Source organism: Streptomyces lasalocidi (assembly GCF_005280215.1).
Lineage (GTDB): Bacteria > Actinomycetota > Actinomycetes > Streptomycetales > Streptomycetaceae > Streptomyces > Streptomyces longwoodensis.
This window is the reverse complement of the sequence record NZ_SZNQ01000001.1, coordinates 990,404-1,003,550: the sequence shown is the minus strand read 5'-3', so window position 1 is coordinate 1,003,550 and position 13,147 is coordinate 990,404. Positions and strand designations below refer to the sequence as shown.

Below are 13,147 nucleotides of genomic sequence, written 5' to 3'. Positions count from 1 at the left end.
GGTTGACCGGAGGCGGAAGGCCGTCAACTGCCGGTACCGGTCCGGCCCCAGTCCGGTCCGACCTTGCTCCACGCCTGGTCCCACCGTGCGTACCGGCGCCGGACCAGGCGCCAGACGATCAGGCGTCTGACCGCCTCCACGGTGCCGGCGGTGAGGAGCGCCCCGCCGACGCCGGCCAGCACCGCGTGCGTGGTCGCCGTCGCCGGGTCCAGGGGACGGGCCGTGACCCGGCCCCGCCGGTCGGTCCACAGCCGGAAGTGGTCCCCGGCGCGCGGCTTGCCGAGGTCGGCGATCACCGCGCCGTGCCGCGGCGTGCCGTCGGGAGCGGTCCAGTCGGCGAGGACCCGGCTGTGGGCGTCCCGCCCGGAGGCCGCCTCGGGGTCGATGCCCAGCGTCGCGTCGTCCAGCTCGCGCACCACCGTGGCCGTCACCTCGTGCCGGGACGACTGCTGCCGGCGCACCGCGTCCTGCAACGCGCCCTGGGCGGTGGCCCCGAGGAGACAGCCCGCGACGGGCGCCGCCAGGAGGACCAGCAGCAGGGCCGACAGCGCCACCCATGCCTCGACCAGGTCCGTCGTGCGGCGCAGCGGATTGTGCCGCCAGCGCCAGAGCCCGCCGATCGCTCGCACGTCCCGCACCCCCTTCCCGCTCCGTGATAACCCCCCGGGGAGCCGTTCGCCCGCCCGGCGGCCGAAGAGAGAGCGACATCACTCGCCGCCCGGCCCTCTCACGAACGTCTCACGACATCCCCAACGACGCGGAGCCGCAAGAGGGTTCCCGGCCGACGGGGCACGAGCGGGTGAGGTGCGGGAGGGAGGAGCGGGAAGGGGTGCAGGGGAGCAGGGGACGCCGTGGGTCAGTCCAGGACCTCGACGGGATCGCCGACCCGGATGGTGCCCCGGGACAGCGGGACCAGGTTCTGTCCGAACACCAGCTTGCCGTCCACCCGGCGGTGGCGGCCCAGCGTGCGCAGCGGCTCGGTGCCGCGCGCCGCCGTGACCTGGTCGGTGGTCGTCACCACGCACCGGCCGCAGCTCTTGGCGACGCGGAAGGGCACGTCACCGATGGTCAGCCGGGACCAGCCGTCCTCGGCCCAGGGCTCGGTGCCCGTCACGACGACGCTCGGCCGGAACCGGTTCATCGGCAGCGGGCCCTCCTCGGCGTGATCGCCCTGCGCGATCAGCGCGTTGAGGGCGTCGAGGGACGCGGTGGTGGTGACGAGCAGCGGGTAGCCGTCGGCGAAGCTGACGGTCTCGCCGGGCAGCGCGAACTCCGGGTCGACGGGTCGGCGCGTGGCCGGGTCGTCCATGTGCACCAGCCGGACGCTCTCGCCGAGGTGGGCGCTGCACCACGCGTGCGCGGCGGCGTCGGCGAGGACGCCCTCCACCTTGTCGCGGAAGATCTCGACCGTGACCGTGCCGACCGGCTCGGGCACCGCGACGTCCAGTGCCGGCCGGCCGGGCGCGGACAGCCGGAGGCCGCCGCCGGGCAGGAGCTCGGCGGCGGCCAGGGCGACGTGCGGGTGCCGACGCTGGGTGACGACCTTTCCCCCGTCGTCGATCAGTGTCCAGCGTCGGTCCCCGGCCAGTCCCCAGGGCTCCACGTCGGCCTCCCGGGGCGCCAGGCCCCGGAACGCCTTGACCGGATGGACGTGGATCGACTGCAGCTTCGCGTTCCCCATGGGCTCATCGTGCCAGGTGGCACCGGCCCGTGGGGAGCGGGCTCAGTAGCCCCGGTACTGCTGGTTGTTGTACGGGTCCTGGTAGGGCGCGGGCGCGGGCCGCGGGGCGGCCGGACGCATCGCGTCGTACCCCATGCCCGGCGCGGCCGGCCGCGGCTGCTGCGGCTGGGCCTGCGGTCCCGGGTAGCCGCGCGGCGCGGTGGCCTGCTGCGGGATGTAGGCCGCGGGCGCCTGCTGGAGCGGGGCGGGCTGCGGCGCCTGCGGATACCCGTAGGAGCCGTAGGAGCCGTAGGAACTGCCGTAGGACGGGGCCGCCGGGAGGGCGGGCAGCGCCGAGGGCAGCGCGGGCAGGCTGCTGCCCGTGTCGTACGCGGCGGGGACCCGGATCGGGGCGATCTGCGGGGTGCCCCGCTCGGCCACGAGCGAGTCGTAGATCGGGGTGTCCGGGAAGGAGGCGGAGGAGTAAAAGCCGCCGCCATAGGTGGAGCGGGGGGAGGTCATGGCACATAAGTTAAGCCCACGATGTGCTGGTTGGGGAGACCGATAAGAGGGTTGTTTTCCGTGTCGGTAACAACCCGCTGTCCCCAATGCGAGCGAACGCGGCGAAAAAGGGCGGCCAACGCGGGCCGCATCCGGTAAAAGCCGAGTTCCCGGCCGGTTACCGGCGGTCGGGGCCGGACGTCCATGGCCTCCTTCGCCCTTCTGCCCCCTCCTTCGCGTCCCATGCATGGGAGTTCGGCCGGGCACCGCATAGGTTGGCCGGTGGACACAGTCGTGGGCGCGGGAACGCGCACGCCGATGCAGACGAGGGGGCGGACATGTCAATGCCGAAGGGGTCGAACACGCCGGTGCCGACGGCGGCCCTGCGGGTCGAGGTGGGCTGGCGGTCCGGGCCCGGCGTCCCCGACGCGGACGTCTCGGCCCTGCTGCTGGCCGGCGGCAAGGTCCGCTCCGACGGGGACTTCGTCTTCTACAACCAGCCCGCGCACTCCTCCGGTGCCGTGCGCCACGAGGGCAAGCGTCCCGCCGGCGGCCGGACGACCGACACGCTCCTCGTCGACCTCGCGCGCGTGGAGCCCGCGGTGGAGCGGATCGTCCTCGCCGCCTCCTCCGACGGCGGCACCTTCGGACAGGTCCCCGATCTCGCCGTCGAGGTCCGCGACGCGGCGCAGGGCGGCGTGGTCGCCCGCTTCGACAGCACCGGCGCCACCGTCGAGACGGCGTTCGTGCTCGGCGAGTTCTACCGCCGCCAGGGCGCCTGGAAGTTCCGCGCCGTCGGCCAGGGGTACGACAGCGGACTCGAGGGGCTGGCCACCGACTTCGGCATCACGGTCGACGAGCCGCAGCACGCGACGCCCCCGCCGGCCCCCGTCACGGCCCCGCGCCCGCCGGTGGCACCGCCCCCGCCCGCGCCGGTGCCCGCCCCGCCGGTCACCGTCCCGCCGCCCGTCCACAACGCCCCGCCGCCCCCGCCCGCCCCGCCGGTCCGCCTCTCCAAGGTCACGCTCACCAAGGCCACGCCCTCGGTGTCGCTCACCAAGCAGGGCGGCACCTCCGGCGCCCTGCGCGTGAACCTCAACTGGGAGGTGCGCAAGCAGTTCTCCGGCTGGGGTGCCAAGCGCGGGCGGGCCGTCGCGATGCACAACGACCTCGACCTCGACCTGTGCGCCCTGTTCGAACTCGCCGACGGCAGCAAGGGCGTGGTGCAGGCCCTCGGCAACGCCTTCGGCTCCCTGCACCTGCCGCCGTACATCCACCTCGACGGCGACGACCGCACCGGCGCCGTGGCGAGCGGCGAGAACCTCACCGTCAACCTCGACCACCGCCAGGACTTCCGGCGCATCCTCGTCTTCGTGACCATCTACGAGGGCGCCCGGTCCTTCGCAGACCTGCACGCCACGGTGACCCTGCAGCCGCAGTTCGGCGCCGCGATCGACTTCTCCCTCGACGAGTGCACCGTCCCGTCGACCGTGTGCGCCCTCGCCCTGATCAGCAACCAGGGCGGCGACCTGGTCGTCCAGCGCGAGGCCCGCTACCTGGTGCCCGAGCGCGGGGTCAGCCCGCAGCGCACCGTCGACCGCGCCTACGGCTGGGGCATGAACTGGACGCCCGGCCGCAAGTAGGGCTCAGCCCTCCTCGGTGACGGCGTCCGGTCGGGCGTAGGTGCGGCCCTTCCAGGCCGCGCCGCGCCCGCGGTAGTGCTGCACCGCCGAGTCCACCGTCATCAGCAGGTAGAGGAACGCGGTGAACGGCAGCAGCGGAGCCGGCCACAGCGGCTGCCGGTAGTAGCGGAGCATCGGCGCGTACGTGCCCGTCATCACCAGCCACGCCAGGCCCCCCGCCGCCGCCGTCACCGCGTCACCGGCCACCAGCCCGGCGAGGAGCGCGAGCGGCGGCACCAGGTACACCAGGGCCAGGCCGAGGACGGTGCCGAGCAGGACCAGCGGGCTGTGCCGCAGCTGCGCGTAGGCGCTGCGCGACACCATCCGCCACAGGTCGTGCAGCCGCGGGTACGGACGCACGCTGTCCACCCGGTCGGCCAGCCCCAGCCAGATGTGCCCGCCGCCGCCCTTCACCGCGCGGGCCAGCGCCACGTCGTCGATCACCGCGTGCCGGATCGCGTCCGGGATCCGGGCCCGCTCGACCGTCCCGGCGCGCACCAGGACGCAGCCGCCCGCCGCGGCCGCCGTGCGCGAGCCGCGCCGGGCGATCCGGCGGAACGGGTACAGCTGGGCGAAGAAGTAGACGAAGGCCGGCACCACCAGCCGCTCCCACAGGCTCTCCACCCGCAGCCGCGCCATCTGCGACACCACGTCGAAGCCGCCCGCGCCCGCCGCCGCGACCAGCGCGCGCAGACTGTCGGGCGCGTGCGCGATGTCGGCGTCCGTGAGCAGCAGGTACTCGGGCTCACGCGCGCGTGCCAGACCGATGCCGTGCCGCACCGCCCACAGCTTGCCGGTCCAGCCGGTCGGCGGCTCACCCGGCGAGGTCACGGTCAACGGCAACCCGCCGCAGCGGCGCGCCAGCTCCCGGGCCAGCTCCCCGGTGCCGTCGATACTGCCGTCGTCGACGAGGAAGACCTCCGCCCGGCCGGGGTAGTCCTGGGCGAGCAGCGACGGCAGGCTGTCCGGCAGGACGGCGGCCTCGTCGCGCGCGGGGACGACCACGCACACCGACGGCCAGCGCTCCGGCTCCCCGCCGGGCGGCAGCCGGACGTCGGTCCGCCAGAAAAAGGCCTGGCACAGCAGGAGCCACACCCACGCGGCGAGGGACACCACGGCGATCCACACGAAGGCGCTCACGGCCGCAGTCTGCCCCACCGGACCGGGCGGCCGGCGCCCATCGTCTATCGTGGCCGGGTGAAGATCGCGCTCATGGACTCCGGAATCGGGCTGCTGGCGGCCACCGCCGCGGTACGGCGCCTGCGACCCGACGCCGATCTCGTGCTCTCCCTGGACCCGGACGGCATGCCCTGGGGACCGCGCACCCCGCAGGACCTCACCGCGCGGGCCCTGGCCGTCGCCGAGGCGGCCGCCGCCCACCGGCCCGACGCCCTGATCGTCGGCTGCAACACCGCCACCGTGCACGCCCTGCCCACGCTGCGCGCCCGCCTCGAGCCCGCGGTGCCCGTCGTCGGCACCGTCCCGGCGATCAAGCCGGCCGCGGCCGGCGGTGGCCCCGTCGCCATCTGGGCCACCCCCGCCACCACGGGCAGCCCTTACCAGCGCGACCTCATCCGGGACTTCGCCGACGGCGTGAGCGTCACCGAGGTGCCCTGCTGGGGACTGGCCGAGGCCGTCGAACACGCGGACGAGTCCGCGATCGACGCGGCCGTCGCCGCGGCCGCCGCGCTGACCCCCGACGAGGTGACCACCGTCGTGCTCGGCTGCACCCACTACGAACTGGTCGCCGAGCGCATCCGCACCGCCGTGCAGCAGCCCGGCACGCCCCCGCTCGTCCTGCACGGCTCCGCCGGCGCGGTCGCCGCGCAGGCCCTGCGCCGCCTCGGCGCCGACCCCGCCCCGGGCGCTCCGGTCACCGGCACGGTGACGGTGCTGCTCAGCGGCCGCGAGGGCGCCCTGCCCGAGCCCGCCCTGGCCTACGCCGAGGGCCGGCTGCTGCGCACGGTGAGCCCCGCCTCCTGACCGCGGGTCACCGGCGCGGACCGTCGGCCGGTCGGCGCAGTCACGCTCCGCCACGACCTACCGGCGCAGCGAAACCTGAGTAACCTCATAGCCATGCGGGACCACCTCCACGGCATGCAGCACCCCCACCCCGACGTCTGGACCGGGCGGGCCACCAACCGGTTCCAGTGGCTGCTCGCGCTCGCCGGCGCCGCCTTCCTGGCGCTCGGCATCCAGCTCGCCGTGGACTCCGCCTGGACGTCCGGCGTCGCCCCCCTCGTCATGTCCGTCGTCGGCTGCATCGCCGCCGGACTGCTGGTCATCTTCGGCACCCTCGCCTTCGTCCACGTCGACCTCAAGCTCGACAAGGAGTGCGTCGAGGTGCGCTGCGGCCACATCGGCGTACCGCGCCGCCGCATCCCGCTGACGCACGTCGCCGGGGCCGAGTTCGAGCCACACGTGACCCCGCGCCACTGGGGCGGCTGGGGTTACCGCTGGCGCCCGCACCAGGGCACGGCCGTCGTGGTGCGGCGGGGCGAGGGCGTGGTGCTGCGGCTGTGGGACGGCCACACCTTCACCATCACCGTCGACGACGCGGAGGCCGCGGTCGGCGCCATCCGCGCCCGCCTGCGCAGCGGGGCGACGGGCACGGCGGCGCACTGAGGCGACCGCACCGGCCGGGAGGGCGATCGGGCTGCGCTGTCGGCGCCGGCGTCCACCGCCGTACACTCCCGGAGTGACCGTCTCCGCACCTCCCGTCGGCCCGTCGGACCAGCTGGAGCCCCAGGCCACGCGGCCTTCGGGCACCGCCCGGCTGCTGCGTCTCGTCCCGGCCGCCGTCGCGGCGCTCTCCGGAGTGCTGCTCTACGTCAGCTTCCCGCCGCGCACCCTGTGGTGGCTGGCCCTGCCGGCGTTCGCCCTGTTCGGCTGGGCGCTGCGCGGCCGTGGCTGGAAAGCGGCCCTCGGACTCGGCTACCTCTTCGGGCTGGGCTTCCTGCTGCCGCTGCTGGTGTGGACCGGCGTCGAGGTCGGCCCCGGACCCTGGCTCGCCCTGGTCGCCGTCGAGGCGGTCCTCGTCGCCCTGGTCGGCGTGGGCGTGGCGGCCGTGTCCCGGCTCCCCGCCTGGCCGCTGTGGGCGGCGGCGCTGTGGACCGCCGGAGAGGCGGTCCGCGCGCGGGTGCCGTTCGGCGGCTTCCCCTGGGGCAAGATCGCCTTCGGCCAGGCGGACGGCGTGTTCCTGCCGCTCGCCGCGGTGGGCGGCACCCCGGTCCTCGGCTTCGCCGTCGTCCTGTGCGGGTTCGCGCTGTACGAGGCCGTCCGCCTCGCCCTGGACAAGCGCCGCACGCGCGAGGTGAGCCGGTCGGCCGCCGCCGTCGCCCTGCTCGGCGTGGCCGTGCCCGTGGTGGGCGCCCTCGCGGCGCGTCCCCTGGTCAGCGACCGGGCGGAGGACGGCACCGCGACGGTCGCGGTCATCCAGGGCAACGTCCCGCGCCTCGGCCTGGAGTTCAACGCCCAGCGCCGGGCCGTGCTCGACTACCACGCGCGCGAGACGGAACGGCTGGCCGCCCGGGTCGCGGCGGGCGAGGTGGCCCGGCCCGACTTCGTGCTCTGGCCGGAGAACTCCTCCGACATCGACCCCTTCGCCTACGCCGACGCGGCCGCCGTGATCGACAAGGCGGCCAAGGCGATCGGCGCGCCCATCTCGGTCGGCGGCGTCGTCGAGCGCGACGGCAAGCTCTACAACGAGCAGATTCTGTGGGACCCGGTCAAGGGCCCCACCCAGACCTACGACAAGCGCCAGGTGCAGCCGTTCGGCGAGTACCTCCCGCTGCGCTCGCTCCTCGGCGCGATCAATGAGAACTGGACCACGATGGTCCGTGAGGACTTCAGCCGGGGCAGCAGGCCCGGGGTGTTCGACCTCGACGGCACCGAGGTGGGGCTCGCCACCTGCTACGAGGCCGCCTTCGACTGGGCCGTGCGCGACACCGTCACCCACGGCGCCCAGATGATCTCCGTGCCGAGCAACAACGCCACGTTCGACCGCAGCGAGATGACCTACCAGCAGCTCGCCATGTCCCGCGTGCGCGCCGTCGAGCACAGCCGCACGGTCACGGTGCCGGTCACCAGCGGGGTCAGCGCGATCATCATGCCGGACGGCAGGATCACGCAGCGGACCGGCATGTTCGTGGCGGACTCCCTGGTCCAGGAGGTGCCCCTGCGCTCCTCCGAGACCCCCGCGACCCGGCTGGGCATCCTGCCGGAGGTGCTCCTGGTGCTGATCGCCGCGGGCGGCGTCGGCTGGGCGGTCGGCGCCGGCCTGCGGGGGCGGCGGTCCCGTTAGGGTCGGGGCATGGCGACTCCCGACTTCATCCGTACCCTGCGGGCCTCGGCCGGACGGCAGCTGCTGTGGCTGCCCGGTGTCACGGCCCTCGTCTTCGACGACGAGGGCCGTGTGCTGCTGAACCGCCGCACCGACACGCGCAAGTGGTCGGTGATCGGCGGCATCCCGGAGCCCGGCGAGCAGCCCGCCGCCTGCGCGGTGCGCGAGGTCCACGAGGAGACGGCGGTGCGCTGCGTCGTCGAGCGGGTGGTCCTGGTGCAGGCCCTGACCCCGGTGACGTACGAGAACGGCGACGTCTGCCAGTTCATGGACATCACCCTGCGCTGCCGCGCCGTGGGCGGTGAGGCTCGGGTCAACGACGACGAGTCGCTGGAGGTGGGCTGGTTCGCGGTGGACGCGCTGCCCGAGCTGAACGAGTTCGGGCTGACCCGGATCAAGCAGGCCCTGTCCGACGCACCCACATGGTTCGACCCCACTAGTCCTTTCTGAGATATAGGCGGCGCCCACATGTGGCGGGGGCGGAGTGGTGCCTAGGGTCGAAGCATGACCTCGCCCCACGCCGTCCCCGGCCCTCACGCCCCCATGCTCGACCTCGGCGGCCGTACCGCGCTCGTCACCGGCGCCGCCGGCGGCATCGGCCGCGCCTGCGCGCTGCGGCTCGCGGCCGCCGGGGCGAAGGTACGCGCCGTCGACCGCGACGCGCGGGGAGTCGAGGCACTCGCCGAGGACGCCGCCCACCTGCCGGGCACCGTCGAGCCGCACGTCCTGGACCTGACCGACCTGGACGCCGCGGAACTGGCCGCCCACGGCACCGACGTGCTGGTCAACAACGCCGGGCTGCAACTGGTGCGGCCCCTGCAGGAGTTCCCGCCGGACGTCTTCCACACCGTGCTCACCGTGATGCTGGAGGCCCCCTTCCGACTCATCCGCGGCGCCCTGCCGCACATGTACGGACAGGGCTGGGGCCGCATCGTCAACATCTCCTCCGTGCACGGACTGCGCGCCTCGGCCTACAAAGGGGCGTACGTCGCCGCCAAGCACGGCCTGGAGGGACTGTCCAAGACCGCCGCCCTGGAAGGGGCCCCGCACGGCGTCACCTCCAACTGCGTCAACCCCGGCTACGTCCGCACCCCGCTGGTCGCCCGGCAGCTCGCCGACCAGGCGCAGGCCCACGGCGTCCCCGAGGAGCGCGTCCTGACCGAGGTGCTGCTCCAGGACAGCGCCGTGAAGCGGCTGATCGAACCCGAGGAGGTCGCCGAGGCCGTGGCCTACCTGTGCAGCCCGCAGGCGTCCTTCATGACCGGCACGTCGCTCGTCCTCGACGGCGGCTGGACCGCGCACTGACCCCCGGCCCCATGGCATCCGGAGTTTTCCACAGGGCTGACGGCGCGGGACGGCCATGGGGAATCCTGTGACCATGTCCCGCGATCCCGTGCAGTCCGCCGAGCGCCCCACCGATGACGGTGCGGCGCCGCCCGGCGACGCCGAGGCGCCCTTCCTCGACCTGCTGGCCCGGGGCGCCACCGCCGACGCCTACGAGCAGCCGGTGCTGCGCGCCCGCGCCGAGGGCCGGCCCGCCGAGCGGATCGCCGCCCTGGAGCACGCCAAGCTGCTCGCGCTGCGCGTGCGCGCGGAGCTGGAGGGCCGGCGCCGGCGCGAGGCCGAGCTGTCGGCGCTGTTCGAGACCGCCCACGACCTCGCCGGACTGCGCGACGTGGACGCCGTCCTGCAGGCCATCGTGCAGCGCGCCCGCTCGCTGCTGGGCACCGACGTCGCCTACCTCAGCCTCAACGACCCGGTGCGCGGCGACACCTACATGCGCGTCACCGAGGGCTCGGTCGCCGCCCGCTTCCAGCAACTGCGCCTCGGCATGGGGGAGGGACTGGGCGGACTGGTCGCCCAGACGGCACGGCCCTACGTCACCGACGACTACTTCCGCGACGAGCGCTTCCGGCACACGACCACCATCGACGCCGGCGTGCGCGACGAGGGCCTGGTCGCGATCCTCGGCGTGCCGCTGATGCTGGGGCCGCACGTGATCGGGGTGCTGTTCGCCGCCGACCGGCGGGCCCGGGTCTTCGAACGCGAACAGATCGCGCTGCTCGGCTCCTTCGCCGCGCTCGCGGCGGCCGCCATCGACACCGCCAACCTGCTCACCGAGACCCGCTCCGCGCTCGCCGACCTGGAGCACGCCAACGAGATCATCAAGGACCGCAGCGGCGTCATCGAGCGCGCCTCCGACGTCCACGACCGGCTCGCCGAGCTGGTCCTGCGCGGCGGCGGGGTCCACGACGTGGCCGCCGCGGTCTCCGAAGTCCTCGACGGCACCGTCGAGTTCACCGAGGCGGACGCCGCGCCCGCCGACGCGCTGGAGGCCTCCCGCGCCGAGGGCCACGCCGTGCCGCACCGCGACGACTGGATCGCCGCGGTCACCGCGGGCGGTGAACTCCTCGGCGCCCTGGTGCTGCGCGGCCACCCCGGGCTCGACCCCGTCGACCAGCGCACCCTGGAGCGGGCCGCCATGGTCACCTCACTGCTCCTGCTCGCCCGCCGCTCCGCCGCCGAGGCCGAACAGCGCGTGCGCGGCGAACTCCTCGACGACCTGCTCGACGCCCGCGACCGCGACCCCCGGCTGCTGCGCGAGCGCGCCGCGCGGCTGCGCGCCGACCTGGACGCCACCCACGTGGTGCTGGCCGCCCGCCTGGACACCTCGGCCCCCGACGCCGACCACGAGGCGGACGCCCGACGCCGCCTGTGGTCCGCCGCCTCCCACCTCGCCGCGACCCGGCAGGGCCTGGCCGCCGCCCGCGACGGCGGCACCGTCCTGCTGCTGCCCCTCGCCCCCGGCGACACCGCCACCGACCTCGCCCGCCGCACCGCGCGCCACCTGGGCACCGCCGTGCACGAACCGGTCACCGTCGGCGCCTCCGCACCCGTGGCCCACCCCGCCGCCGACCCGGACGCCGTGGTCGCCGGGTACGAGGAGGGCCGCCGCTGCCTGGACGCGCTGCGCCTGCTGGGCCGGGCCGGCGACGGCGCGGCCGCCGAGGACTTCGGCTTCCTGGGCCTGCTGCTGGCCGGGGACCGGGACATCGGGGGCTTCGTCGAGCGCACCATCGGCCAGGTCGTCGCCTACGACGCACGGCGCGGCACCGACCTGGTGCGCACCCTCGACGCCTACTTCGCCTGCGGCATGAGCCCGGCTCGCACCAAGGACGCCCTGCACGTCCACGTCAACACGGTCGCCCAGCGCCTGGAGCGCGTCGGCCGCCTCCTGGGCGACGACTGGCAGAGCCCGGCCCGCGCCCTGGAGATACAACTGGCCCTGCGCCTGCACCGGTTGGCGGCCCCGGCCCAGAGCTGAACCCGCGTCCCGCGTCCCGGGACCCACCCGTACGGCACCGGCCCCCGCACGCCGGGCGCGTACGGGGGCCGAGGAGCGATGCCGGTGATCCGGGTCAGGCGCCCGCGGTCCGGGCGTCGGCCGCCGGGGCGGGGGCATCCCCGGTCGCCTCCGCCTCCGTCTCCGCAGCGTCTGCCGCGTCGACGTCGGCCAGGTCCCGGTGCCGGGTCTCCTTGGCGACTCCGACGGCGAGCAGCGTGAGCAGCACCGCGGCGATGACGTACAGGGCGATGGGGGTGGAGGAGTCGTAGTCCGACAGCAGGGCGGTGGCGATCAGCGGTGCCGGGGCGCCCGCCGCGACGGAGGCGAACTGGGCACCCATGGAGGCGCCGGAGTAGCGCATCCGGGTGCCGAACATCTCGGAGAAGAAGGCGGCCTGGGGCGCGTACATCGCGCCGTGCAGCACCAGGCCGACGGTGACGGCGAGGACCAGGTTGCCGAAGCTCGCGGTGTCGACGAGCCGGAAGAACGGGAACATCCACAGCCCGATGCCGGCCGCGCCGAACAGGTACACCGGACGCCGGCCGACGCGGTCCGAGAGCGCACCCCAGGCCGGGATGACGGCGAAGTGCACGGCGGAGGCGATGAGGACGGCGTTCAGGGCGGTCTGCTTGGACATGTCCGCGGAGGTGGTCGCGTAGACCAGGATGAAGGCGGTGATGACGTAGTAGGAGATGTTCTCGGCCATCCGCGCGCCCATCGCGACGAGCACGTCCCGCCAGTGGTGGCGCAGCACGGCCACGAGCGGCAGCTTCTCGGCGGCGTCCGCGCCGCGGGCGGCCCTGCGGGCCTCGGCGGCGGCGAGGGCCTGCCGGAAGACGGGCGACTCGTCGACGGACAGGCGGATCCACAGCCCGACCATGACCAGCACCCCGGACAGCAGGAACGGCACGCGCCAGCCCCAGCTGGTGAACGCGTCGTCCGAGAGCACCGCGGTCAGCAGGGACAGCACGCCGGTCGCGAGCAACTGCCCCGCGGGCGCGCCGGTCTGCGGCCAGGAGGCCCAGAAGCCGCGTCGGCGTGCGTCGCCGTGCTCGGACACCAGCAGCACGGCGCCGCCCCACTCGCCGCCGAGCGCGAAGCCCTGCACCAGCCGCAGCAGGGTCAGCAGCACGGGGGCCGCGGTGCCGACACTGGCGTGGGTCGGCAGCAGCCCGATCGCGAAGGTCGCCCCGCCCATCAGCAGCAGGCTCAGCACCAGCAGCTTCTTGCGGCCGAGCCGGTCCCCGTAGTGCCCGAAGACCAGCGCCCCCAGCGGCCGGGCCGCGAAGCCCACGGCATAGGTCAGGAACGACAGCAGGGTCCCGACCAGCGGGTCGGAGCCGGGGAAGAACAGCTTGTTGAACACCAGGGCGGCCGCGGAGCCGTAGAGGAAGAAGTCGTACCACTCGATCGTGGTCCCGATGAGGCTGGCGGCGACGATGCGCTTGAGGTTCGCGGGCGTCGGGGGAGCGGATGATGCTGCGGAGGCCATGTGCGCCACTTCCTCGTGTGCGGTGGGGACGGTACGTATCGCCACACCGTAGGAATCCGCAGGTCAGGCGCACATGTGGCGGGGCAACATAGTTAGCGGGTCAGCTATGCGCGCGGCCACCATG

At 74.6% G+C, this 13,147-nt stretch carries 12 protein-coding genes; 7 read left to right on the top strand and 5 right to left on the bottom strand.

All coding sequences use genetic code 11. The annotated features are described in order from the left end of the window. Positions 1–23: 23 nt before the first annotated feature. The 3 genes from E4U91_RS04310 to E4U91_RS04300 form a co-directional block, all read right to left on the bottom strand. Positions 24–629, bottom strand: coding sequence for an Rv1733c family protein (locus E4U91_RS04310; RefSeq protein WP_137305304.1), 606 nt, complete (start codon positions 627–629; stop codon positions 24–26). 227 nt (positions 630–856) lie between these two features. Further along, a complete protein-coding gene (locus tag E4U91_RS04305; protein WP_137305303.1) occupies positions 857–1,681 on the bottom strand; it encodes an MOSC domain-containing protein in 825 nt (274 codons plus the stop codon). 42 nt (positions 1,682–1,723) lie between these two features. Next, on the bottom strand, positions 1,724–2,182 hold the full coding sequence (locus E4U91_RS04300; protein ID WP_137305302.1) for a DUF6643 family protein: 459 nt from the start codon (positions 2,180–2,182) through the stop codon (positions 1,724–1,726). Between the two features lie 323 nt (positions 2,183–2,505). Between E4U91_RS04300 and E4U91_RS04295 the strand changes: the two genes are divergently transcribed. After that, a complete protein-coding gene (locus E4U91_RS04295; RefSeq protein ID WP_137310660.1) occupies positions 2,506–3,804 on the top strand; it encodes a TerD family protein in 1,299 nt (432 codons plus the stop codon). 3 nt (positions 3,805–3,807) lie between these two features. Here E4U91_RS04295 and E4U91_RS04290 read toward each other — a convergent pair whose 3' ends face one another. Next, positions 3,808–4,983 carry a glycosyltransferase gene (locus E4U91_RS04290; protein ID WP_137305301.1) on the bottom strand — a complete coding sequence of 392 codons (1,176 nt, stop codon included), beginning with the start codon at positions 4,981–4,983 and terminating at the stop codon, positions 3,808–3,810. Between the two features lie 57 nt (positions 4,984–5,040). Here E4U91_RS04290 and E4U91_RS04285 point away from each other — a divergent pair, with 57 nt between their 5' ends. The 6 genes from E4U91_RS04285 to E4U91_RS04260 all read left to right on the top strand — a co-directional run bounded on the left by E4U91_RS04285 (position 5,041) and on the right by E4U91_RS04260 (position 11,510). Beyond that, on the top strand, positions 5,041–5,826 hold the full coding sequence (locus E4U91_RS04285; RefSeq protein ID WP_137305300.1) for a glutamate racemase: 786 nt from the start codon (positions 5,041–5,043) through the stop codon (positions 5,824–5,826). Positions 5,827–5,919: 93 nt separating this feature from the next. Then, positions 5,920–6,468 (top strand): hypothetical protein, encoded by a 549-nt coding sequence (locus tag E4U91_RS04280; RefSeq protein ID WP_137305299.1) that lies wholly within the window; start codon positions 5,920–5,922, stop codon positions 6,466–6,468. Positions 6,469–6,541: 73 nt separating this feature from the next. Continuing rightward, the gene (lnt, locus tag E4U91_RS04275) at positions 6,542–8,146 is read left to right on the top strand and encodes an apolipoprotein N-acyltransferase (RefSeq protein ID WP_137305298.1); all 1,605 of its coding nucleotides are present in this window, start codon (positions 6,542–6,544) and stop codon (positions 8,144–8,146) included. Between the two features lie 9 nt (positions 8,147–8,155). After that, the gene (locus tag E4U91_RS04270) at positions 8,156–8,635 is read left to right on the top strand and encodes an NUDIX hydrolase (RefSeq protein WP_137305297.1); all 480 of its coding nucleotides are present in this window, start codon (positions 8,156–8,158) and stop codon (positions 8,633–8,635) included. 54 nt (positions 8,636–8,689) lie between these two features. After that, the gene (locus E4U91_RS04265; protein WP_137305296.1) at positions 8,690–9,490 is read left to right on the top strand and encodes a 3-hydroxybutyrate dehydrogenase; all 801 of its coding nucleotides are present in this window, start codon (positions 8,690–8,692) and stop codon (positions 9,488–9,490) included. 73 nt (positions 9,491–9,563) lie between these two features. Beyond that, positions 9,564–11,510 carry a helix-turn-helix domain-containing protein gene (locus E4U91_RS04260; protein WP_137305295.1) on the top strand — a complete coding sequence of 649 codons (1,947 nt, stop codon included), beginning with the start codon at positions 9,564–9,566 and terminating at the stop codon, positions 11,508–11,510. A gap of 94 nt (positions 11,511–11,604) precedes the next feature. Here the strand turns inward: E4U91_RS04260 and E4U91_RS04255 are convergent, their stop codons facing one another. Then, the gene (locus E4U91_RS04255; RefSeq protein WP_137305294.1) at positions 11,605–13,023 is read right to left on the bottom strand and encodes an MFS transporter; all 1,419 of its coding nucleotides are present in this window, start codon (positions 13,021–13,023) and stop codon (positions 11,605–11,607) included. Between the last annotated feature and the right edge of the window lie 124 nt (positions 13,024–13,147).